The following is a 22,948-nucleotide window of genomic DNA, read 5'->3' on the forward strand; positions in this document are numbered from 1 at the left end:
CGGTGCGCTGACGCCCGGGGCGGAAGTCGTTACCGTGAGAGATATGGAGTACGCGACGTCTTCCTTCTCCGAGAACCTGCGCCGATATGCCCCGGAACTCCTGCCCGGCAGCGATTTCGGCAATGCGGCGGTGCGTGGGCACGACATTGCGCCGCATGGCACCACGATCGTGGCCGTCGCCTACCGCGGCGGGGTGCTGCTCGCCGGTGACCGGCGCGGCACCATGGGAAATCTGCTGGCCAGCCGGGATATGGAGAAGGTGTTCATCACCGATACCTACTCGGCTGCGGGCTTCGCGGGCACCGTCGGCATGGCCATCGAGATGATCAGGTTGTTCGCGGTCGAGCTCGAACACTACGAGAAGATCGAGGGCGTCGGGCTGACCTTCGAGGGCAAGGCCAACAAGCTGTCGAAGATGGTGCGCGACAATCTGCCTGCCGCACTGCAGGATATGGCGGTTGTCCCGGTACTGGTCGGCTACGACCTGAGCGCCACCGACCCGGAGAAGGTCGGGCGGATCTTCTCCTACGATGTCGTCGGCGGTCGCAGCGAGGAGCGCTTCGGCTACACCGCGGTTGGTTCCGGTTCGCTGTTCGCGAAGTCCTCGTTGAAGAAAACCTACAGCCGCGGCATCGACGAGGATCAGGCGCTGCGCATCACCGTCGAATCACTCTTCGATGCCGCCGAGGACGACACCGCCACCGGCGGCCCGGATCTCACCCGCGGCATCTATCCGACCGTGGTCGTCATCAATTCCGAAGGCGCAGTCGAGGTTCCGGAGGATCGGATCGCGCAGATCTCGCGCGAACTCCTCGAAGACCGCACCGCAGCGGCACGCGACTGAAGGCCAGCAGGGTGGTATTCGCTCGAGAAACGACCGAATACCACCACTGCCCAATCCAGAGATCAGCCTTCTCGAAGGCGACAACTGATCTCGTCAGCACATGGGTAACTCACCGGGTACGGGCTAACCCAGCCACCGTCTACCTGCCAGCCGCCAACGCTACCGTCGTGGCTGTTGAGCCAGGCGCCTGAATATTCGGGGAGGCGGGGGAGCGGCGGGGGAGCTCAGCGCTCCAGGATCGCGACGACGCCCTGACCGCCCGCGGCACAGATGGAGATCAGCGCGCGGCCGGATCCCTTCTCCGCCAACATCTTCGCCGTGGACGCCACGATGCGGCCACCGGTCGCGGCGAACGGGTGCCCCGCGGCGAGCGAGGACCCGTTGACGTTCAGCTTGCCGCGATCGATCGAACCGAGCGCGCCGTCCAGGCCCAGACGCTCCTTGCAGTACTGATCCGACTCCCACGCCTGCAGGGTGGCCAGCACCACCGAGGCGAAGGCCTCGTGGATCTCGTAGTAGTCGAAATCCTGCAGGGTCAGGCCGTTTCGGGCGAGCAGGCGCGGCACCGCGTAGGTCGGCGCCATCAGCAGGCCATCGGGACCATGGATGTAGTCGACCGCGGCGACCTCGGAATCGACCAGATGCGCGAGCACCGGCAGATTGTGCTCGGTGGCCCATTCCTCGCTGGACAGCAGCACCGCGGAGGCGCCGTCGGTGAGCGGGGTGGAATTACCCGCGGTCATGGTGGCATCGCCCAATGTGGTGCCGAAGACCGGCTTCAGGGTGGCCAGCTTCTCGATGGTCGAACCGGGACGCAAATTGTCGTCGCGGGTCAGGCCGAGGAAGGGGGTGATCAGATCGTCGAAGAAACCGCGGTCGTATGCGGCGGCCATATTCTTGTGCGACAGGTAGGCCAATTCGTCCTGGGCCTCGCGCGCGATACCGAATTCCTTGGCGGTAATGGCGGCGTGCTCACCCATGGACAGACCGGTGCGCGGTTCGGCATTGCGCGGGATTTCGATGCCGAGCATGGCCGGACGCAGCTGACCGACCAGCTTGAGGCGGTCCTTATTGCTCTTGGCGCGGTTGGCGTCGAGCATCCACTCGCGCATGGACTCGCTGACCCCGATCGGAGCATCGCTGGTGGTGTCGGTGCCACCGCCGACACCGGCATCGATGCGACCGGCGGCGATCGCGTCACCGACGGTGACGATCGCCTGCAGGCCGGTGCCGCAGGCCAATTGCAGGTCGTGGGCCGGGGTGTAGGGGCTGAGCTTGCTGCCGAGCACGCTCTCGCGGACCATGCCGTGCTCGCCGACGCGCTTGAGCACCGCACCGCCGACGACCATGCCGAGACGTTCGCCCTGCAGACCGAACCGACTCACCAGACCGTCCAGTGCGGCGGTGAACATGTCCTGGTTGGAGGCGTGGGCATAGGCCTTATCGGAGCGGGCGAACGGAATCCGGTTACCGCCCACGATCGCAACCGGGCGTGGGCCCTTCTTCGCCGTGCTCTTCGCTGAACGGGCTTTGGTTGTCACTCGAGTCTCCAAGGTCTCGTCGGGTGCCCGGTGGGCCGTTCGACACGGACGTGTCCGCGCAGATCGGCGCCCCGTCGCGGTTGGTTTACTTTAAACTTACTCTGGAGTAAGTTTGTTGTCGACACCGTACCCCGCAAGTGTGCGTAATTCGCGCCGGGGCATCTAGTACGCGAGCAGACCATTCGGCAACGCAGCGGGCCGAACCACGACATACGAGACACAGAAAAGGGAGAAACAGTGGCAGCAAGCAAGAGCAAGGGTGCTCCCAACCTCTACGGTTCGTTCGTACACTCCGCTCCCGGCCAGTTCCTGGCGAGCAAGCTGGGCCTGCCGCAGCCGGAACACCTGCGCCGTTACCAGGCCGGTGAGCCGCCGCTGCCCGGTCCAGTGCTACTCGGCGGAAAGGGCCGCGTCGTCGAACCGGTGCGCACCCTGCTTTCGGACTACACCTTCGCCGACGCGCCCGCCTCGGGCCAGAAGTACGGCGCGCTGGTATTCGACGCGACCGGTATCGGCACGGTCGAGGATCTGTCGCAGCTGTTCGAATTCTTCCAGCCCGCCATGCGCAGCGTCGCGGCATCCGGCCGCATCGTTGTCATCGGCACCACTCCCGAGCTGGCTTCGGGCGTGGACGAGCAGATCGCCCAGCGCGCGCTCGAGGGCTTCACCCGCAGCGTCGCCAAGGAGCTGTTGCGCGGCGCCACCGCCCAGCTGGTCTACCTGCACCCGCAGGCCTCCGCCACCGCGTCCGGTCTGGAATCCACACTGCGCTTCCTGCTTTCGGCCAAGTCGGCATTCGTCGACGGCCAGGTCATCCGGGTGGGTGCGGCCGACGCGGTGGCCCCGGCCGCCTGGGATAAGCCGCTCGACGGCAAGGTCGCCGTGGTCACCGGCGCCGCGCGCGGTATCGGCGCGACCATCGCCGAGGTTTTCGCCCGCGACGGCGCGACCGTGATCGTCGCCGATATCCCCGCGGCCGGTGAGGCCCTTTCGGCCACCGCCAACAAGGTCGGCGGCACCGCGCTCGCACTCGATGTGACCGCACCCGACGCCGCCGAGAAGTTGGCCGAATTCGCCACCGAGCGCTTCGGCGGCATCGATATCGTCGTGCACAATGCCGGTATCACCCGCGACAAGTTGCTCGCGAATATGGATGAGGGCCGTTGGAATTCGGTCATCAATGTGAATCTCGCCGCACCGCACCGCATTACCGAGGGCCTGGTGGCGCGTGGTGCGCTGAAGGAGGGCGGCCGGGTGATCGACGTGTCCTCCATCGCGGGCATCGCGGGTAACCGCGGCCAGACCAACTACGGCGCATCCAAGGCCGGTGTCATCGGCATGGTCGATGCCGAGGCGCCCAAGCTGGCCGAGAAGGGCATCACCATCAACGCCGTCGCGCCCGGTTTCATCGAAACCGCCATGACCGCGGCCATTCCGCTGGCCACCCGCGAGGCAGGTCGACTGATGAGCTCGCTGCTGCAGGGCGGCCAGACCATCGACGTCGCCGAGACCATCGCCTACTTCGCCAGCCCGGCGTCGAATGCGGTGACCGGCAATGTGGTTCGGGTCTGCGGTCAGAGCCTGATCGGAGCATGATGACCGAAACCATCACGCTCACCGAACCGCCCAAGAACAGCAGCCTTTTCGTCAAGGCCGCGCTCGGTGCGGTCCCGGTGCCGCTGGTCTCGGCGCGCAAATCGACACTGCCCGACCGCGTGGTACGGCTGGCGGGCCTGCGCGTGGATCCGGATCATCTGGCCGCGTACTGCCGGGCGACCGGACTGCGGTTCGGCGACTCACTGCCGCTGACCTACCCGTTCATCCTCAGCTTCCCGCTGGCGATGCAACTCGTTGTGGCACGTGACTTTCCGTTCGTCGCGGTGGGTGCGGTGCACGCGCAGAATCTGATCGAGCGCAGTCGCGAAATCTCGGTGAGCGAACCGCTGGACTTCACCACGCATATCGAGAACCTGCGCGAGCACCCGAAGGGGCTGCTGGTGGATGCGATCACCGAGGTGAACGTCGGCCGGGAGTTGGTGTGGCGTCAGGTCACCACATTCCTGCACCAGCAGCGCACCTCGCTCTCGGGTGAGCCGAAGGGTGAGCCGAAGCCGGAAGAGGTTCCGCCGCCGCCGATGCGCACCGTTCGGGTGGATCAGAAGACGATCACCCGCTATGCGGCCGCCTCCGGTGACCACAACCCGATCCACACCTCGGCATTGGGCGCCAAGGCATTCGGCTTCCCGAAGGCGATCGCGCACGGCATGTGGTCGGCCGCGAACATCCTCTCCAATGTCGAGGGGCGGATTCCCGAAAAGACCAGCTACGCGGTCAAATTCGGTAAGCCGATTCTGCTGCCGTCCACCGTGAATGTGTACGCCGACCAGGTCGACGGTGGTTGGGATCTGGCGCTATTGCACCCGAAGAAGGGGTATCCGCATCTGACGGCCACCCTGCGCTGATTTCCGTCGAAGCCGCACCCTCGACCGGGGTGCGGCTTCGCTGTTTCCGGACTGCGGCGCATGAGCCTGCCTCCCGCGCACGGAATCGCCGGGTCAATTCGTAGGCACCACGACAACACGGGCGGGCTCAGCAGTCGCAGCCGCAACCATCGCAGCAGCAGCCGTCACAATCGCAGCAGTTGCAGCAATCACCGCAGTCACAGCAGTCGCCGCAGTCGCAGTTCTTGATCCAGGCGTCCTTGCGCTTGCCGCTGCACGGGTTGGTGTGGTCGGCGCAGCAGGCGTAGCCGGTGCAGTAGACACCGAGGACCAATGCCAGGGCCTCGCCGATGCCGGGGCGACGCGGCGGCTTCTCGAATCCCGTTCCCGGCGGCATCGGGTACTGCATTGACGCGGTGTGCCGAGCTGTACTGCAGGCGTGGGCGGTCGCACCGACGCCGCGGCCGACTCTGCGCACAAGGGAGTGCAGCGGGTCGAGCAGCATCCAGCGGATGGTGGGGACCTGGTCCAGCTCCACCTGCGCGACCGCCTTGCGCAGGTGCGAATCCGATTGCCGCAGTATGTCGTAGGCCTGGGGCATGGTGGTTCCGGTGGCCGCGAGCGGGTTGAAGCGGCCGCGGGTTCGGTCGGCGTCGAAGTCCTCGACGGCGTCGGCGAGATGTGCGATCCGTCCGAAATGCCTGCCCGCTTCACGCAAAGCGGCGATGTTTTCCGGCCGGTCGGCCAGAACAGCGGTGTGCGCGAAGAATTCCGCCGCGCACATCTGAGTTGGTGCGGTCAGGTCATCGAGAGAGACTATGCCAGACGCATTTTCCGATGTTTTGCGCGTACTGCCGACCAATGCGCGCCCAGTCGATTCGGCCGATCCGGCGGGGTTCGCGTCGACACCGCCGAAGGCACGCGATGGGGTGGCGATCGATTCGGCACTCCCGAAATCGCTCGGTCGAGCGGGGGAAGCATCGACAGCACTTGGCTCGTGCAATCGGGCGGTCGATTCGGCGGCAGCTGAGGGTTGCGTGCTCGCCGAGGCGAGAGCTTCCAACCGGGCCTGCGAATTTATCGCGGCGACAAGCGGTTCCACATCGAAACCGATCAGGGCGGCCTGCGATCGTGCGCGGTCGGCCCAGCGGCTCGATACCTTCGTCATCGGACGCCGGGTGAGTACGGAACTGTCACCATCGTCGACGTGATCGCGAATCTTGGCCGATCCCAGCAATAGTGACGCGGTGGCGGCCAGCAGCACGCCCGGCGAATCCGCACTGGCCACCTCCGCGCGACGCATCCCCCGCAGCGCGCAGGGCCCCGCCGTGGTCCGCCCCACCGGGCCCGACATCTGCGCCTCGGTCAACACGCTCAAGACGATCGCATCGGTATTGGTCGCCGCCCGCGCCAATTGCCCGTGCCCATCCCGCAGCCCCAAACACAGCCCACACATATGTGTACGCCAGGTGTTCGCATCGATCCCGTACTTCTCGGCCCCATGCGAACACGGCCGCAACATCCCGAACAATTCCACCCCGTTCCCCGACCAATGTGCCGGTCCACTCTCTAGATCTCCCGCACTCTGGCACCCCGTCAACCCGCCCGCAAGCCAGACCTACCCCGCAGCACACTAGCTCGCCGCCACGCGACCGCCCGCCGCGTACGAATTCGCCCGCGACGCAGGAATTACCGCGCCAACACGCGCGCAACAGAACACTCGACGCGCGGCGCGAAGCTGACCACCACGAGCCGGACGCGGCGGCGGACATGAGTTCCTGCGGCACACTAATCACCGCGCGAACACCTGCACCATAGAACGCTCGACCCAGGACACCGAACTGACCACCGCAAGCCGGACCCATCAGCAGACCACGAGCTTGCCTGCGGCACAACCATCACCCGCACCACAAACTCTCGACGCGCGAGGCAAAGCCGACCACCCAAGCCAGTGCCGTCGGTGGACATGAGTTTGCCTGCGCCCCACGAATCACGGCGCAACACCCGCCACAAACACGCGCCGCACGACACCGAACTGACCACCGCAAGCCGGATGCGTCGGCGAACATGAGTTTGCCTGCGCCCCACGAATCACGGCGCAACACCCGCCACAAACACGCGCCGCACGACACCGAACTGACCACCGCAAGCCGGACGCGTCGGCGGACATGAGTTTGCCCGCGCACGAGTTGCGCGTGAACACGCACGGGAGGCCGTTTGATGCGCGGCATCGAGCCGACGGCCGCGGCGGGTGCTACTCCGCCTTCTTGCGGCCCGCCAGGCCGCGCCAGGCGAGATCGTCGAGGAGGTCGACTGCCTCGGAGACTTCGATGCGGCCGCTGGCTACACGGTCGGCAATGGCCTCGCCCGCGCCGATGACGGCTACCGCGACGACGTCGAAGTTGGTACCGGGGTCGGCATGCTTGGCGCTGGATTCGAGGAGTTTGGCGGTCAGTTCGATGACGCGTTCGCGAGCGTTTTCGATTTCCGAGGCGAAGGCCTGCTGGCCGATCGCCTGGCGGTAGAGCACCTGCCAGGAGTTGCGGTTGCGGTCGACGAATCCGAGGAAACCCTCGAGCGCCGTGCGGACCTGTTCGTGCGGGGACAGTTGCGGATTGCCCGCCGGAGCTACCGATTCGATGAAGCGCAGTCCCTCGCGCTGGATGCAGGCGCGGAACAATTCATCTTTGGAGCCGTAGTAGAGGTACAGCATGGGCTTGGAGATTTTCGCCTCGGCGGCGATGGCGTCCATCGAGGTGTCGTGGAACCCCTTACGCGAGAACACCTCGACCGCGGCGTCGAGCATCTGCTGCTCACGAACCGCCCGAGGAAGTCGCTTCGTTCCGCCCGCCATCACTCTCCTACCGCATGGTCGATCTCTTATATTACTCCAAGGTAAGTTCGGCGGGTTGGATTGCGTGTTCGTAAGTTCGGCGAACTATCGGCACTCGGCTCCCATCCTTCGGATCGCAATGTCCTTGGATTCGCGGGCGCAGCTGTTCAGCTGTCCAGCAGAGGAATACTACGGGTGTCCGGCGACAAGGCGGCTGTACAACATAAGACAGCCGCCAGCGACGGCTCGCAGGTCACTCGAAAAGCCAGCGGTCAGCAGGACGGCAGCGCACCCTTGAAGCGAGCCATCCGCAGCACCGATGCGTCGACCCGGTCGGCGGGCAGGCGTCCACTCGATACCGCCTGCTCGAGACGATCCAGCACCCGCGGCACCGCATCGGTGGTGATCCACAGGGCATTGTCGGCGCCTGCGACCAGTGCCGCCTCGACCGCGTCCTCGATACTCATCCGGCTGGTGATCGCGGCCATGCCGCCGAGGTCGTCGGTGAAGATCGGTCCCTGGAACGGGGACGCGCCGTAACCGGTGCCATCGCGCAGCAGCGCCATGGCCTGCGGGCTGATGCTGGCGGGCACATCGGAAGTGGTCAGGCCGGGTACGTCGAGGTGGCCGACCATCACGGCGGCGCCGGAGTCGACCAGATTGCGGAACGGCAGGAGGTCGACGCTCTGCAGCTGCGTCAGCGGCGGCGTGCGCACGGCACCGGTATGCGAATCGCCCGATCCGGAGCCGTGGCCCGGGAAGTGCTTCATCACCGTGCCGACGCCGATCTCGTTCATGGCACGGATATAGGCGTCGGCGAATTCGGTGACCACCGCGGGATCGTCGGAGAAGGACCGGTCACCGATAACGGAGTCATCGGGCTGGCTGCTCACATCGACATCCGGCGCGAAGTCCACCGTGACACCCAGATCCTTCAGCGCCCGACCGCGGGTCACGGTGGCGTCGTGGAACTGCTCGGCGGTCATGGTCTGGGCCGTTACCCGGGCCGACGGGGCCGGACCGATCAGATCCTTGACCCGGGAGACCCGGCCGCCTTCCTCATCGATGGTGACCATCAGCGGCACCTTGGCGACAGAGGCGACCTGTTTGATCAAGCCATCGGCCAGCAACGACTTATCGGTCCAGCCGCCGACGAAAATGCCGCCGACCTGCGAATTGCGCACCACATTCGTGGCGTCGTCGGCACCGGTGACCCCGACGGTCAGCAGTTGCCCCAGTTTCTCGCGCAGGGTGAGTTTCGCTAGGTAATCGGCCCCGCAGTCGCCTTTGACGGTGGTGGTGGCGGGAGCCGCGGAAACGGTCGTCGCGGCGGGAGTCGCGGCTTTCGACGGCGCGGGGCCGGAGTCACCGTTCGAGCACGCCGTCGCGACGGCGGCCAGGATTGCGAGCAGGACGAGAGGCGTCTTCCGCATGAGAGTCAACGGTAATCGCCGCGCCGCGACCGGTCCGACTCAGGTATGGCTAGTAGCCAGGCGCTGCGTCCGGCGGGCGAGCTCGGAGATTCTGCTGCCGTCGTGGCCGAAGACCGCGCTGTGCAGTTCGTCGTGGAACGGGTCGGTCCAGTGGGTCGGGATGCCACGGTCACCGACGCGGATTCCGGCCACCGACCCCGCGGTGGCGCCGTTGGAGTCGGTATCGCATCCGCCCTGCACGGTGAGCGCGATGGTGCTGGTGAAATCGCCTGCACCCCAGAGTAATCCGGCAGTGACGAGGCAGGCGTTCGGAATGGCGTGCACCCAGTTGTAGTGGTCGTGGCGGCGATGGATGGCTGCGAGGGCCTGCTCCCATGGCATCCCGCTGTCATGGTCGGTGATCACTTCGGCAACCGCGACGTGCAACCTCGAACGTTCCGGAACGCATTGCTGGGCAACCGAAAGCGCATCCGAAATATCGCCGGCGGTGAACGCCGCGGCCACCAGTGCTGCCGCCCACATCGCCGCATACACGCCGTTGCCGATATGGGAAAGCCCAGCATCGCGGGCGGCGAGTTCTGCGGCACGTACTGGATTACCCGGGTTGACGTACCCGTAGATATCCGCGCGAATCATCGCACCTATCCACTCACGGTACGGATTTCGATACCTGGCCACTTGTGGCGGTTTCCGACCAGCGATCAGATTCCGGTAGGCGACCCGCTCCGCGGTGTAGGTCTGCAAAAATGGCAGATGTGCCAACCAGGCATCCGCGACATCGGATTGTGTGAAATTCGTTCCGCACGTTTCCAATAGATGCAATCCCAGCACGGTGTAATCGACATCGTCATCGCGCGGAGCGCCGTCGATTCGGCCCTTCGCCGATACCGGCCAAGTCGGATTCAACGGATATTCCGGTGATGGTGGCGATAATGCGGGCACATAGTCGGTCAGCGGATAGGCACAGGCCTGCTCGAGATAGGCGCGGATTCGCGCGGGCGTCCAGACGAATCCATTTTCCAGCGGCTTACCGAGCGTGCAGCCGACACAGCGTCCGAGCCAGCCGCCGTGGATACGCTCGAACAGCTCGGGTATCCGCGCGACCGGCCGCATTGCCGACCGCGGTGCCGCGGTTTCGGATTCGTCGAAACTCCAGTCGGGGTCGCGTTCGGTACTTTCGAGTCGATCGAAAACCGCCCAACATTCCGCCGGTTCGGCATGATCGGCGGCAACCAACGCGCGCACCTCGGACTCGAACTCGGCTACCGGATAGCCCGATTCGAGCCGCTGCAGCCATTCATAGAACAGCAGCGTTCGCGGCTCGATCTCGTGCCTGCCGAAGAACACCAGTTCGTTCGCATCGGGCATATCCGCTCCTGGTCCGTGTCGCCAGTCGGTTTTCGCTGTTCAATTCTTCCCGCAGCAGAATATCCGCGCGCGGCAATACCTCGGAACGGGGTTGTCCGGAGTAATCTTGTGGCGTAGCCATATGACTCCCAACTGGAGGTCATCGTGCCGTGCGATCTCATGCTCATTGCCTATGACGGTTCCGAAAATGCCAAGCGGGCCATCGAATACGCCGGTCGGTTCCTCGCCGCCAACAGAGCGGTGGTGCTCACCGCCTGGGAACCGATGGTGCGCCAGGCCGCTCGGCTGTCCGGACTCTCCGGTGTGATGCAGCCGGAATGGGTGCCCGACGAGGAGATCGAGGACATCGCCTATGTCGACGCCCGCAATACCAATATCGAGGGCGTCCGCCTGGCCAAACTCGCCGGTCTGAACGCCGAGGCACGCACGGCGGAATGCACGTCGACGATCTGGAACGCCATTGTCGAAACCGCCGACGACCTGGACGTCGACATCATCGTGGCAGGTACGCGCGGCGCCACCGGTATTCGAGCGCTGATGCACAGCAGCGTCGCCGACGCCGTACTCAAGCATTGCCACCGTCCGGTGCTGATGGTGCCGCCGGGTAGGGAACCGCGTCGCTGAGATTTGGGTCGCTCGGGTGGCCCTGCTCCTGGTTTGCGGGGTTAGGGTCGAGGGATCATGAACGGTTTCTTGCTCGCTCAGCCCCGTGGGGTGATCCGCGCGTCGGGAACCCGGGTCGCCTTCGACGAGGCGGCGCGGGCGGTGGCGGCACTGCGCGACGGGACCGCCGAGCTGATCGTCGGGGCCCTGCCGTTCGATCCCCGGAATTCGGCCGCGCTGTGCGTTCCTGAGCAGGCGCAACGCACGGTCGGGCCGTGGCGGCCCGCAGCACTTCCTGACCTGCCCGCCGTTCGGGTCATTACCGAAATACCGAGTCCGGCAGAGCATGTCGCGCGGGTGACGAAATTGGTCGAGCAGCTGAACGATCCGGCGCAGCCGTTGCACAAGGTCGTGGCCGCTCGATCGGTGCTGGCCGAGGCCGAGGCCGCGCTGGAACCGGAGTTGGTGGCGGGACATCTGCTGACCAGACATCCGCATGCGAATGTTTTCGCGGTCGACCTGACGGCGGCGGGTCGACCGGGTGCGACACTGGTCGGCGCCACGCCGGAGGTACTTGTCGCACGGCACGGCACGACCGTCACGTTGCATCCGCTAGCGGGGACACTGCCGCGCCTCGCCGACCCGGACGCCGATGCCGCGCAGGCGCGAGAGTTATTGGCCAGCACCAAGAATCGCGATGAGCATGCGTTCGTCATCGACTGGATTCGAGAGGTGCTCGCGCCGCTCTGCGCGGAACTCACCATTCCGGACAGTCCGCAGCTGATCAATACCCATGAGGTCTGGCATCTGGCCACCCCGATCACCGGCCGTCTGCGCGATCCCGCGACGACCGCGCTCGATCTGGCGATCCGACTGCACCCGACCCCCGCGGTATGTGGCACACCGAACGATCTCGCGCTCGACACGATCGCGCACATAGAAGAGGAGCGCGGCTTCTACGGCGGCGCGGTCGGCTGGTGCGATGCGTACGGCGACGGCGAATGGGTCGTCGCGATTCGCAGCGCGGAAATCGCCGCCGACGGCCGCTCGATCCGCGCTTTCGCGGGCGGGGGCATTGTGGCGGCTTCGGATCCGCAGGCCGAGTTGGACGAGACCACCGCCAAGCTGCGCACCTTGCTCGGCAGTTTGCACTGCGCCATTCCGAGCTGACCAACCGCCGACCCGCCATTCGGTTCCGCTATCGGTGGCCTGAACGTAGGTTATCGAGCGCGGCCCTGCTAGGTTGGCCCAGAATGTGCCTGCATCGATGTATTGGAGTGCCGCGATGAAGTTTGCTGTCCCTGGTGTTGCGAGTGCGGTCGCCGGCGCCGTGTTGGGCGCGATCGCGGTGTTCGTCATCACGATGGCAGTGCAGCAGAACACGCGGCCCGATATCGAACGCAGCGACTCCACCTCTTCGCTACTCAACAACGTTGAGTACGGCAGCCGCTGATCGTCCGCGGCGCGAGCGACAGGCCCGTAGGCGCCAGCCTGCGTAACCACGGAGGGCCGGTGAGCGCCGCAGATTCCATACCGCCCTCCGGTTCATCCGCCGATTCGTTCGGTTCCTCCGGCGTGGTGCGTCCGCATGACAGCGCCCCGCTGGGGCGCGGCTGGTTCGTCGGGACCGTGCTCGCGGCGTTCCTGCTCACCTTTCTCCAAGCGCCCGGTCTGACGGTCGCGGACACCAAATACGACCTGGCACAGAATCCGCTGGGCTTCCTCGAACGCGCCGCCCATCTGTGGAGCAGTCAGGCCCCGATGGGGCAGGTGCAGAACCAAGCCTACGGATACTTCTTTCCGCACGGTGCCTTCTTCTCGGCGGGACATGTGCTCGGCCTGCCCGCGTGGGTGACGCAGCGAATCTGGTGGGCGTTGCTGCTGCTCGCCGGGTTCTGGGGCATTGTGCGGCTGTGCGAAACGGTCGGCATCGGCTCGCGCGGGTCGCGGATCGTGGCGGCGGCCGCATTCGCACTGTCACCTCGGGTGCTGACCACGCTCGGTTCGATCTCCTCGGAAACGCTGCCGATGGTGCTCGCACCGTGGGTGCTGATCGCGCCCGCCGCACTGGGCACCGCCTACCGAAAGCAGCGCAGTGGTGCGGCCTCGCCCGCAGGTAGTGCACTGGCATTGGCTTTGATGGGTGCGGTGAACGCGGTGGCGACGGTCGCCGCATTTCTGCCCGCCGCGCTGTGGTGGGCGTCGTATCGGCCGAACCGGCGGTGGTGGCGGTTCACCCTGGCCTGGATTCCGCTGCTGGTGCTGGCCACATTCTGGTGGGCGGTGCCGTTGCTGTTGCTCGGCAAGGTGAGTCCGCCGTTCCTGGACTACATCGAATCCTCGGGGGTGACCACGCAGTGGGCCTCCCTCGGTGAAGTGCTGCGCGGCACCGACAGTTGGACGCCGTTCGTCTCGCCCGAGCGGATCGCGGGCGCGGTGCTGGTGACCCAGCCCGCCGCGGTGCTGGCCACTGGACTGCTCGCGGCGGCGGGTATGGCCGGATTGGCAATGCGGTCCATGCCCTATCGCGGGCGGCTCGCACTGATCCTGCTGGTCGGACTGGTCGGGATCTGTGCCGGATTCGACGGCGAATTGAGCGGGCCGTTCGCGGATTCGGTCCGGGTGTTCCTGGATGCCGGGGGCGCGCCGCTACGCAACGTGCACAAACTGGAACCGCTGATCCGAATCCCTTTGGTACTCGGCATGGCCCATCTGTTGAGCAGGGTGCCCCTGCCCGGGTCCGTCCCCATGCCGGTGTGGCGCAATGCCTTCGCACATCCCGAACGCGATAAGTCGGTAGCCGTCGCCGCCTTGATCCTCACCGCGCTCGCGCTATCCACCTCATTGGCCTGGACCGGCAAGCTCGCACCGCGCGGCGCCTACGACGAGGTGCCCAGGTACTGGAAGCAGACGGCGCAATGGCTGTCCCACAATGCCGCTGACACCCGAGCGCTGGTTGTGCCCGGCGCGCCCTTCGGCAGTCAGGTGTGGGGGCTCACCCGCGACGAACCGCTGCAGGCGCTGGCGAATACGCCGTGGGCGATCCGGGATGCGGTGCCCCTGAATCCGCCGGGGACCATCCGGGCCATGGATTCGGTGCAGCGGTTGATCGCCGACGGTAGACCGTCGACCGGCTTGGCCGTGACGCTGGCGGAACAGGGCATCGGAATTCTGGTGTTGCGCAACGATCTCGATCCGGAGACGTCGCGTTCGACCCGCCCGATGCTGGCACATCAGGCGATCGAAGGGTCGCCCGGACTGCACAAGGTGGCCGAATTCGGCAACCCGATCGAGACTGTCAGACCCGATGGTCTGGTCGCCGACGGTGATCTGCGGCCCGTGTATCCGGCGGTCGAGATATATCGCGTCGAGGCGAGTCGCGTGGGCACTCCGATCGAAATTCACAGCGGCACAGGAGCGCCGACAGCATTTCCCGGTGCTTATACGATGCCCATGACCTCCGTCGGAACGGTTCAGGGCGGCCCCGAAGTGCTCGAACGGATGCGCCGTGATTCCATCACCGCGCCCTCACTTCTCGCATCCGATGCGGCGGCGGCTGGACTGCCGATCGGGCCGTTGACCGTGACGGATACGCCGATGGACCGCGAGGCCGACTTCGGTCGGGTGGACAATCACAATTCGGCACTGCGTGCGCCCGACGATGCGCGCCGCACGCACAACCTGGTGCCCGACTATCCGGTTCCCGGGGCGGAATTGGTGCGCGGTGAATGGTCGGGGGCGACGGTCACCGCATCGAGTTCGTCCGCCGATGCCACACAGTTGGGTGGATCCGCGCCCGGCAGTTCGACCGCGGCGGTTGTCGATGGCGATGCATCGACCGCGTGGATCAGCAATGGCGCCGAACACTCACTGGGACAATGGCTTCGGCTCGATCTAGACCATCCGATCAGTTCCGGGCTACTACAGTTGACCACCAGCGCGGCCGCGATCGGCGATCCGGTGAAATGGGTCGAGGTGCGGACCGCGAACGGGAGCGTGTCCGCGCGAATCCCAGAACCTGGTATGCCGGTATCGATTTCGCTGCCAGCGGGCAAGACGAACTGGCTCACCATCACCGCCATTCGCACCGAGGATGGCACGCGTGGTGGGCAATTCGGGATCAGCGAGCTGACTTTGGACGACTACACCGACCGCAGTGCGCCGGTGCGGGTCGATATCCGGCATCGGACCGTACTGCCGCCCACCCCGCCGGGCGCGCAGCTGCGGGCTTGGGATCTCGGGCAGGAATTTCCCGGTCGCAGTGCGTGTTTCGATGCACCCGATCGGGTGCGGTGCAGTAAGGGACTCGCGCTGGCACCCGAGGAACCCGGCACATTCGAACGCACGCTGTCGGTGCCGGAAGCGATGAGTGTGACGCCGCTTTTGACGGTGCGGACTCGGCAGGGGCCGGCGCTCGAGGCGCTGCTCACCGACCACACGCATCCCGTTGCCCGGGGTAAGGCCGATGTCGGTGACCTGCGCGGATCCGCCTTCGCGGCGACCGACGGGGATCCGCGGACGAGTTGGACCGCGCCGGAGGATTCGGTGCGAAATCTGGCGGGCGGCAAACCGACGCTAACGCTGGAATTGCCCGAGCCCGCGCTGGTGACGGGTCTGGACGTGACGCCGTCGCTCGGCGGGCTGCCCGCCGCACCCACATCGGTGGCGGTGAACCTCGGCAACGGCCCACAGGTCCGCGAAGTCGAACCCGACGAATCGACCCGAATCTCATTGCAGCCCACCGTGACCGACCGCATCGAACTGAGCATCCAGACCTGGAAGCCGGTACTCGACCGCACCGCTCTCGGTTTCGCCCAGGCACAGCCGCCCGGTATCGCCGAAGTTTCGGTGCTCGGCCCCGATTACCCCGCGCCCGCCCCAGGGGATCGACCGATCACCGTCCCGTGTGCGCAGGGGCCGACGATCGCGCTGGGTGGACGTTTCGTGCATACGTCCGTCACCGCGACCGCTGATGAACTACGCGCTGGTGCACCGGTTCCCGCACGCGTGTGCGCGGATTCGGAACTTCCTCCCGAGCTGGCCGACACCGGGAATTCCCGCCTCGGTACAGCCGAGCCCGCAGGCGCGACCGGCGCCATCGCTAATGGCGCAAGTGCGGCTGGCACACCGGATGCACCTGGCGCCCGCCTCGAATCCACCGACGCGATCGCGGTGGCAGCAGGGCGCGCGGACGTGACGGTCGCACCGACAGATCTGTTCTTCGTCGACCGACTTCGCTTGAACCGCACTGATTTCGCCCCCGCGGCTGCGCCCACGACGACATCGGGACAGCTGCTAGTCCTGCCGCTCAGCACCAATGTCGGCTGGCAGGCGCGCACCGCCGACGGCAAAGAACTCGAGCCGGTCGTGGTCAACGGCTGGCAGCAAGGCTGGCTGCTGCCGGACAACTACTCGGCCGGATCGAATCCCATCACCGTCTCATTCCCCATCGACCGCTGGTACCGCCTCGGCATCTTCGGCGGGCTCCTTCTCCTCATTCCCTTGGCCCTACTCGCCATCCCCCGCCCAGCCCGTGCCCGCCGAATTCCACTCATGCTCACGCGAAGCGGCGGTTTCGACGCCATCGCGCCGGTTGACGCGGCAGACTCACCCTCGACAACCTGGGGCATCCGCATTCTCGGCGCATTCGGAATCACCGCTGTCGCAACGGTTATCGCCGGACCGGTCGGCACCGCCCTCACGGTGGCCGCTCTCGCGGCGAACCGATTCGCCGCACGGGTGACATCGAAAGTCCTCGCGGCCATTGCAGGTCTCGGTACCGTGGCGGCCGCGGCCGCCCTGTCCACCGGACCATGGCGCGCCGCGAACGGATATATGGGCGGCTCGCTGTGGGTCCAACTACCCGCTCTGATCGCCGTGATCGCCGTTGGCGTTGCCGCGCTACCCCCGCGACGCCAGCCCGAGAGCTGACGCTCAGTTCACTTCGGCCCGCCGGGCGGTTTTGGCACGATCCCGGTCCCGCGCGAACCGGCGCGCCGGTTCCTCGATCAGGGCATAGCTGGCCGCGGCGATCGGCAGGGTGATCGCGATCGTCAGGATGAGCACCTTCCCGAAATTGCCGCCGAACGGCAGGATTCCGAAGATCGGGAATACCACCGAAAGCACCGCGAGATGCCAGAGGAAGATGCCGTAGGACCAGCGGCCGATCATCGCGGCGAGCCCGGATTCCAGCCAGCGATGCGGACGAGCGCCGGGCGGGCGCAACACCAGCGGGGCGAGCAACGCGAAACCGATGATCGCGCCGAAACCCATCTTGGCCGCGTACTGCCATGGCTCGGCCCGCGTCAGTCCGGCGGGGCCGCCCAGGTCGGTGGCGGACATCAGGAAGGCGACCAGCGCGATACCCCACATCACGGGCTGATTGGCGAGCATGCGAAGCCGCCGTGATAGCTGATCGCTATTTTCGACGAGCTCGGCGAGCAACATGCCGCCGGCGAACCATGGCAGATAGCCGGGCAGCCAATTGTCGGCATGAATGGCGTCGGGAGTCGGCACCGGAATGAAGTTCCAGGCCAGACTCACCACCGCGAGGGCGAGGATCGCCGGAATGCGCCAGCGGGCGGCATCGCCACGCAGCCGCACCGCCGCGAATGCCAGCAGGGGCAGCACAACGTAGAAGGCCACCTCGACGGACAGACTCCACATCTGGGTGAGTCCGTCGGTGAGCGTGAGCGGCACGAAGACCTGCGTCAACGCCAGATTCGATACCCATACCCGCAGGCCAGCGGTATCGGCCGCACTCGGTACCAGGATCAGCACCGCCGCCACCACGGCCCAATACGCGGGCAGAATGCGCGCCGCCCGATGCCGCAGGTAATAGCCGACCGACGGCGCGGCCCCGAGTCCGCGCGCCAACTGGGCGTGCGGACGCCACAGCAGGAAACCCGACAGCGCGAAGAACACCGCGACCGCCATATCGAACCGTTCCCAAATCCGCCCGAGCACAGGCGTGCTCGCTGCGCCGGTCTGGAATGCGACGTGGGTCAGCAGCACACCGAGTGCGGCCATGCCACGCATACCTTCCAAGGCGGGCACGAAACCGCGTGCGCGCGTGAGTACGACGGTGGCCGGCGCGGGTAGGGTGGCGGTCATCGAACTCCAGTCTGCAGGCCCTTTCGAGCGACCTGCAAGCACTCGCTACGGATATCTCCTACCAGCTGGTAACTCAACGTTTCAGATTTCGCGCTAGACTCGGGCGATTTCTGGGTCGAATCCGGCCTCGGCACCGCATGGTACGACATCGGGCTGTTAGTGTCGGGGCTCACGAGTGCCGCGGTGCGCCCGCAGTGCTCGCCGTACAGACCTGTGTTCTACGACGAGGAGAGTTTGCATGGCACTGAGTGCCGGAACCAGAAGGACGGTGGCCTGCCTGCTCGTGGGTCTGGGCGCGTTGTTGATCGTCGCCGCGGTGATGATCCCGACCTACACTGTCAGCAAACTGGCGAAAACTCCCCTCGATCTCGAGATCACTACGATCGCGACGAACCAGCCGGGCGAGGACAGCCTGGTCCTGGACTCCAAGTCGCTCACCGCACCGGAGGGCGCGGCCAAGATCGACACCAACGTGCCGCTGATCTCGCAGCGGTTCCTCACCGTCGAGGAGCCCTCCGACGCCACCGAGATGACCGTACAGGCCGGTCAGACCCTGCGTCGTATCGATAAGCAGGGCGACACCGGCCTGCTCACCGCGACCGTCGACCGGGTCACCATCGACCGCAAATCCGGCGAGCCGGTGGCCAAGGACCCCAACGGCTCCATTGCCGTCACGGTGAACAAGGACCTGCAGAGCATCGCCGACCCGGTCCAGCACATCGGTCTGCAGTACCGCTTCCCGATCGGCACCGAGAAGAAGACCTACCCCTACTTCGATATCAACGCGCGTAAGACTTACGACGCCACGTTCGTCGAAGAGTCCGAGATCAACGACATGAAGGTCTACCACTTCCAGATGTCGGTGCCGGTGACCAACTTGTGGGACGTGATCCAGTCGCCGTCCAACAAGCTGAGCCTGCCTGGTTCGAAGTGGGGCCTCGAGGGTGACGACCCGGTCACCATGACCCGCTTCTACACCAACACCCGCGACCTGTGGGTCGAGCCGAAGACCGGCACCGTGGTCAAGGGCGGGGAGCAACTCAACCTGTACTACGCGCGCAGCGGCGACCACCCGGACGTCACCGCGCTGAAGTCGCACCTCGTCTTCGACGAGAACACCATCGAATCGCAGATCTCGGTAGCCAAGGAGAACATCGACAAGCTGTCGCTGTACGGCCGGATCATGCCGATCGTCTTGGGCGTGCTCGGTATCGCCGCCGTGGTCGCCGGTGTGTTCCTGGGTATCCGTGGCGAGTCCGCTCCGGTCGGTGCGGGTCGGCGTGGGCCGGGTCGTCGTGGAGATGATGCTCCCACCGAGCAGATCAGGATCCAGAAGAATCTCTGATAGTTAGTCCGACGACTCGGCTCCCCGGCGTTATGTCGGGGAGCCGAGTTCGTTTCGGCCTAAGTTAAGGCGTGGCCGAATCGAGCGGGTACGCGACGGGGTGCGACGGCTGATACAGCAGCATTACTCCCGCGCCGGGAATCTCCATATCTATGCAGCGCCCGAAACTCCGCTCGGCGATCTCACCCACGAATCGCGCCCCGCGTCCGCCCAATTCCGCCATCGTCTGCTCGATGTCATCGCACATCAACGAAATCTCATGACGCGGTGGCCCATCCGCGGGATGCACGCCGAGCTCACTCGGCCCGGTCCCGAATATGAGCCAGCCCTCGTGGGCGTCGACATTCGGCCAGCGGAGAACGTCACGGAAGAAGGCGCGGGCAGCGTCTGGATCCTGCGCATAAACCAGCGTGTGCACAGCGGTGATCATGCTGGTGATGCTAGGTGAGCGGGCGGCTCAGCGACGGGAGTTCTGTCGGCACGCCGGAGTCGGTCGTGCCGTGATCAGCCGGATACGCCCGGCTCGGCGGTCCCGGAGCGGTCGGCGGTGCGCAATACGATCACCGCCACGAACATGGTAGTAGCGGCCGCGACACCGACAGCGGTGGTGATCATCGTCGGTACCGAGCGAGCGAAGCAGGTCATGAGGACCACCTCGATCGCCAGGCCGAGCCAGGTCACCGCGGCAAGGGCGGTGCGGTCCACCGCGATCGCCGAAAGCAGTGCACCCTGCAGAACCGCGAGTAGGGCTCCTTGCAGGGCGAACAACCACAGCAAGCCTTCGATCGGCGCGTAATCCTGTCCCGCGAACAATGGCGCGACCGGTGCCGCCAGGGCAGCGCCCACTACCGCGATGATTCCGATGCCCGACAGCACAGCCAGTGCATCCCGGATCGCGCGCGCCGAATGCGTCGGCTGTGCCATTCGCGGATACAGCACGACTCCCACGGCCTGCGGCAGCCAAAACGCGATCTTCGCCGCGATCGCCCCCAGCGCGTACCGGCTGGCATCGGCCTCGTCCAAAACTACTCGCGCAACGATCAAATCCGCCGACGACAATGCCATCAACGCCGCCTGCACCTGCGCCGCCCGCAACACCGGTAACACTCCGACCGAACGCACACTCTGTGCGGCCCGGCCCGATGTCCCGCGAGTTCGCCGTCCTGCCGCGCTCCCATCGGCCGCACCACCGAGCCACGGTTGCTCAGCCGCGGGCTCTGCCGCGTTTTCGCACCGAGATCGCGCGGCCTCGTCCTCGAAAACATCGCGTTCCTGAGCTGGCGGCCGCTCGCCGCTGGGCCGATCGTCATCTCGAGTTCCTGCTCCGCCCTCAGTTGCAGGCGTAGGTCCTTCCACCGTGAATCCGGGCATCGCTCCCGCGGCGGCCGCGCCACCTGGCGGGCCTTCGGGGGTAACGTCCGGCGACCGTTGCGTCGCGGGGGCGCGAACGCGTGATGCGGGTGAGCCTGCGGTGGAGCGGGCGAATGCGGCGGCGACCACGACTCCTATGGCGGCGGCCCACAATGCGGGAGCCGTCCCCCCACCCGCCGCGAGCACCACCAACGCCGGGACCACGCGCGCGACTCCGGCCGCGCCAAGGACTATGGCCAAAGCTCGGAAGCGTCTGCTGCCCTGCAGGATTCCCTGTTCACCGGATAGCAGGACCAGCGCGGGGGCCGCGCCGAGGGCGGCCGCACTGGCGAGTACACCCACGCTCAGTACTGCCGTCACCACCGGTACCAGCACCGCGGCGACTATCGCGACGATCACCGCACACCGCCACTGCAACCCGCGCAGCGCCGCGACATCCGCACCGCGCACCCGTTCCCTGGCCACCACATTCTGCAACGCCAGTGCGGGTACCGCGCACAACAGCTGCACCGCGAGCAGGCTCGCGAATTCGCTGTATCCGGTGACTCCCAGCCAACGGCTGGCCAGCATCTGCAGCAGATATCCCGCCACATTGGCCGTCATCGCCCCGGCCGTGACCAATGTCAGATCCGCCACGGCGGGGAGACGACGGAGGGCAGGCACGCGGCAATCGTCCCACCCCAGCACCCCACGCCCCACAAGCGCCCACTTTCGAGATCGGCGTCACTATTTAGATTACACGACATATATGTCGTGTAATCTAAATACATGACCGAACCAACTCTCGTCCTTGTTCCCTGCTTCTCCGGCGCCCCATGGAATATCGAGCAACTCACGCCACTGGCTGCCCACCCCATGCGCACGATGCGCCTCCCCGAAGCCGTCGTGGATATGGAGGCCTATGCCGATGCCGTGGCCGAAGTGGTCGCGGATCTGAAGGAGTTCGTGCTGATCGGCGATTCCTTCGGCGCGAATATCGCGTTGGCGCTGGCCGTCCGCCACCCGCGCGGGCTGAAAGGCCTGGTGCTGTCGGGCGGATTCGCGGCCAATCCGATCTCTTCACCAGTCCTCAAAACCGCGATGCGCGCCATGGGACGGATGCGCGGAGCGCTCTACCGTCAGGTGGCCCTGCGCGCTCACGCGCACAATCTGGCCTCGCCGCATGATCACGAGGGGCAGATTCCGTGGAGCAAGGCCGACAGCCGGAAGCTGTTCCTGGACAACACCCCCGCCCAATCCTTCGGGGCCCGGGCGATCGCGGCGCTGAACGCCGACTACACAGGCAAACTCGGGCAGGTGGCCGTGCCCACGCTCATCCTTACTCCTTCGCATGACATCTTGATCGGCGAAGCGGCAGCGACGGTGCTACGTGAGGGCATCCCCGACGCCAGGGAAGTCATCCTGGAGCGCACCGGCCACATGTTCCGCTTCTCCCACCCACACACCTACGCGAACGCCATCGCCCGGTTCCTCCGGGACAAGGAGCTCAGCAGCCAATGAACCGCGTCAGCCCGTTACACGACATCTAAAGTGGTAGTCATGACGTCCACCCGCTCGTTCGACGGCGCTCGACAGGTGCGAACACGTGCGGCCGGCTGAGGAACTGCGCTATCTCATCCTCGCCATTCAGCGGGAGGGAAACCGAAAACTGTCGTCGGAGTTACGTCCATTAGGACTGACTCCATCCCAAGCCGAGGTCCTGCGCGTACTTGCCGACCATCAGCCGCTGACTTTGGCCGGGCTCGGCGACCTGCTGGTTTGTGAGACCGGTGGCAGCCCGAGCCGACTCGTCGACCGACTCGTCGCTATGGACCTGATCAATAAGCAGACCGGCTCCACCGACCGACGCCAGATCACCCTGGGCCTCACACCCGCCGGACGCCACCTCGCCGCGGAGGTGGCGCGGATAGAGGAGCGCTTGTACGGCGCGATCGACACGGCGACCACGGGGCAATCCGTCGACGCGACGCTGCAACTGTTGCGCGGCTTCGGCGCCGACTTTCCCGCAGTGCGGGCGGTCGAACGTCGTGCGGCTCTGCGAGAGCGGCATTGAGGT

Annotated in this window: 18 protein-coding genes; 10 read left to right on the top strand and 8 right to left on the bottom strand. The window is 66.0% G+C overall.

The features are described 5' to 3' along the window. The first annotated feature begins 43 nt into the window (after positions 1-43). The gene (prcB, locus tag ACIBG0_RS08915) at positions 44-844 is read left to right on the top strand and encodes a proteasome subunit beta (RefSeq protein WP_397030709.1); all 801 of its coding nucleotides are present in this window, start codon (positions 44-46) and stop codon (positions 842-844) included. A 224-nt stretch (positions 845-1,068) separates the two neighbouring features. Here the strand turns inward: prcB and ACIBG0_RS08920 are convergent, their stop codons facing one another. Next, positions 1,069-2,385 carry an acetyl-CoA C-acetyltransferase gene (locus tag ACIBG0_RS08920; RefSeq protein ID WP_397030710.1) on the bottom strand — a complete coding sequence of 439 codons (1,317 nt, stop codon included), beginning with the start codon at positions 2,383-2,385 and terminating at the stop codon, positions 1,069-1,071. A 237-nt stretch (positions 2,386-2,622) separates the two neighbouring features. On the opposite strand from ACIBG0_RS08920, the gene ACIBG0_RS08925 reads away from it, so the two are divergent. Continuing rightward, the gene (locus ACIBG0_RS08925; protein ID WP_397030712.1) at positions 2,623-3,981 is read left to right on the top strand and encodes a 3-oxoacyl-ACP reductase; all 1,359 of its coding nucleotides are present in this window, start codon (positions 2,623-2,625) and stop codon (positions 3,979-3,981) included. Next, complete coding sequence (locus ACIBG0_RS08930) at positions 3,981-4,847, top strand: MaoC/PaaZ C-terminal domain-containing protein (RefSeq protein WP_397030713.1); 867 nt, start codon at positions 3,981-3,983, stop codon at positions 4,845-4,847. The genes ACIBG0_RS08925 and ACIBG0_RS08930 overlap by 1 nt, the downstream gene beginning before the upstream one ends. Positions 4,848-4,974: 127 nt before the next feature. Here the strand turns inward: ACIBG0_RS08930 and ACIBG0_RS08935 are convergent, their stop codons facing one another. The 4 genes from ACIBG0_RS08935 to ACIBG0_RS08950 all read right to left on the bottom strand — a co-directional run bounded on the left by ACIBG0_RS08935 (position 4,975) and on the right by ACIBG0_RS08950 (position 10,460). Continuing rightward, on the bottom strand, positions 4,975-6,357 hold the full coding sequence (locus ACIBG0_RS08935) for a DUF5685 family protein (RefSeq protein WP_397031199.1): 1,383 nt from the start codon (positions 6,355-6,357) through the stop codon (positions 4,975-4,977). A gap of 723 nt (positions 6,358-7,080) precedes the next feature. Next, positions 7,081-7,680: a TetR/AcrR family transcriptional regulator gene (locus ACIBG0_RS08940; protein WP_397030714.1), complete on the bottom strand. Its 600-nt coding sequence runs from the start codon at positions 7,678-7,680 to the stop codon at positions 7,081-7,083. A 251-nt stretch (positions 7,681-7,931) separates the two neighbouring features. Further along, positions 7,932-9,092, bottom strand: coding sequence for a glycoside hydrolase family 3 N-terminal domain-containing protein (locus tag ACIBG0_RS08945; protein ID WP_397030716.1), 1,161 nt, complete (start codon positions 9,090-9,092; stop codon positions 7,932-7,934). Positions 9,093-9,131: 39 nt separating this feature from the next. After that, entirely contained in the window at positions 9,132-10,460 is a 1,329-nt protein-coding gene (locus tag ACIBG0_RS08950; RefSeq protein ID WP_397030718.1) for an ADP-ribosylglycohydrolase family protein, read from the bottom strand. A gap of 144 nt (positions 10,461-10,604) precedes the next feature. Here ACIBG0_RS08950 and ACIBG0_RS08955 point away from each other — a divergent pair, with 144 nt between their 5' ends. The 4 genes from ACIBG0_RS08955 (at position 10,605) to ACIBG0_RS08970 (ending at position 16,994) form a co-directional block, all read left to right on the top strand. After that, entirely contained in the window at positions 10,605-11,084 is a 480-nt protein-coding gene (locus tag ACIBG0_RS08955) for a universal stress protein (RefSeq protein ID WP_397030720.1), read from the top strand. A 57-nt stretch (positions 11,085-11,141) separates the two neighbouring features. Further along, on the top strand, positions 11,142-12,233 hold the full coding sequence (locus tag ACIBG0_RS08960; RefSeq protein ID WP_397030722.1) for an isochorismate synthase MenF: 1,092 nt from the start codon (positions 11,142-11,144) through the stop codon (positions 12,231-12,233). Between the two features lie 115 nt (positions 12,234-12,348). Beyond that, positions 12,349-12,516 carry a DUF2613 domain-containing protein gene (locus ACIBG0_RS08965; protein WP_364356109.1) on the top strand — a complete coding sequence of 56 codons (168 nt, stop codon included), beginning with the start codon at positions 12,349-12,351 and terminating at the stop codon, positions 12,514-12,516. 122 nt (positions 12,517-12,638) lie between these two features. After that, entirely contained in the window at positions 12,639-16,994 is a 4,356-nt protein-coding gene (locus ACIBG0_RS08970; protein ID WP_397031201.1) for an alpha-(1->3)-arabinofuranosyltransferase family protein, read from the top strand. Between the two features lie 3 nt (positions 16,995-16,997). On the opposite strand, the gene ACIBG0_RS08975 is transcribed toward ACIBG0_RS08970, so the two are convergent. Then, positions 16,998-18,176 carry an acyltransferase family protein gene (locus ACIBG0_RS08975; RefSeq protein WP_397030724.1) on the bottom strand — a complete coding sequence of 393 codons (1,179 nt, stop codon included), beginning with the start codon at positions 18,174-18,176 and terminating at the stop codon, positions 16,998-17,000. A 238-nt stretch (positions 18,177-18,414) separates the two neighbouring features. Between ACIBG0_RS08975 and ACIBG0_RS08980 the strand changes: the two genes are divergently transcribed. Then, entirely contained in the window at positions 18,415-19,521 is a 1,107-nt protein-coding gene (locus tag ACIBG0_RS08980) for a DUF3068 domain-containing protein (RefSeq protein ID WP_397030726.1), read from the top strand. A gap of 64 nt (positions 19,522-19,585) precedes the next feature. Here ACIBG0_RS08980 and ACIBG0_RS08985 read toward each other — a convergent pair whose 3' ends face one another. Then, positions 19,586-19,951, bottom strand: coding sequence for a VOC family protein (locus ACIBG0_RS08985; RefSeq protein ID WP_397030728.1), 366 nt, complete (start codon positions 19,949-19,951; stop codon positions 19,586-19,588). Between the two features lie 74 nt (positions 19,952-20,025). Then, positions 20,026-21,495, bottom strand: a complete 1,470-nt coding sequence (locus ACIBG0_RS08990; protein ID WP_397031202.1) for a polysaccharide biosynthesis protein — start codon at positions 21,493-21,495, stop codon at positions 20,026-20,028. A 165-nt stretch (positions 21,496-21,660) separates the two neighbouring features. Here ACIBG0_RS08990 and ACIBG0_RS08995 point away from each other — a divergent pair, with 165 nt between their 5' ends. Both ACIBG0_RS08995 and ACIBG0_RS09000 read left to right on the top strand, forming a co-directional pair. Next, positions 21,661-22,392, top strand: coding sequence for an alpha/beta fold hydrolase (locus ACIBG0_RS08995; RefSeq protein ID WP_397030730.1), 732 nt, complete (start codon positions 21,661-21,663; stop codon positions 22,390-22,392). 85 nt (positions 22,393-22,477) lie between these two features. Further along, positions 22,478-22,945 (top strand): MarR family winged helix-turn-helix transcriptional regulator, encoded by a 468-nt coding sequence (locus ACIBG0_RS09000; RefSeq protein WP_397030732.1) that lies wholly within the window; start codon positions 22,478-22,480, stop codon positions 22,943-22,945. Positions 22,946-22,948 lie beyond the last annotated feature (3 nt).

Source organism: Nocardia sp. NPDC050630 (genome assembly GCF_044457245.1).
In the GTDB taxonomy this organism is placed as follows: domain Bacteria; phylum Actinomycetota; class Actinomycetes; order Mycobacteriales; family Mycobacteriaceae; genus Nocardia.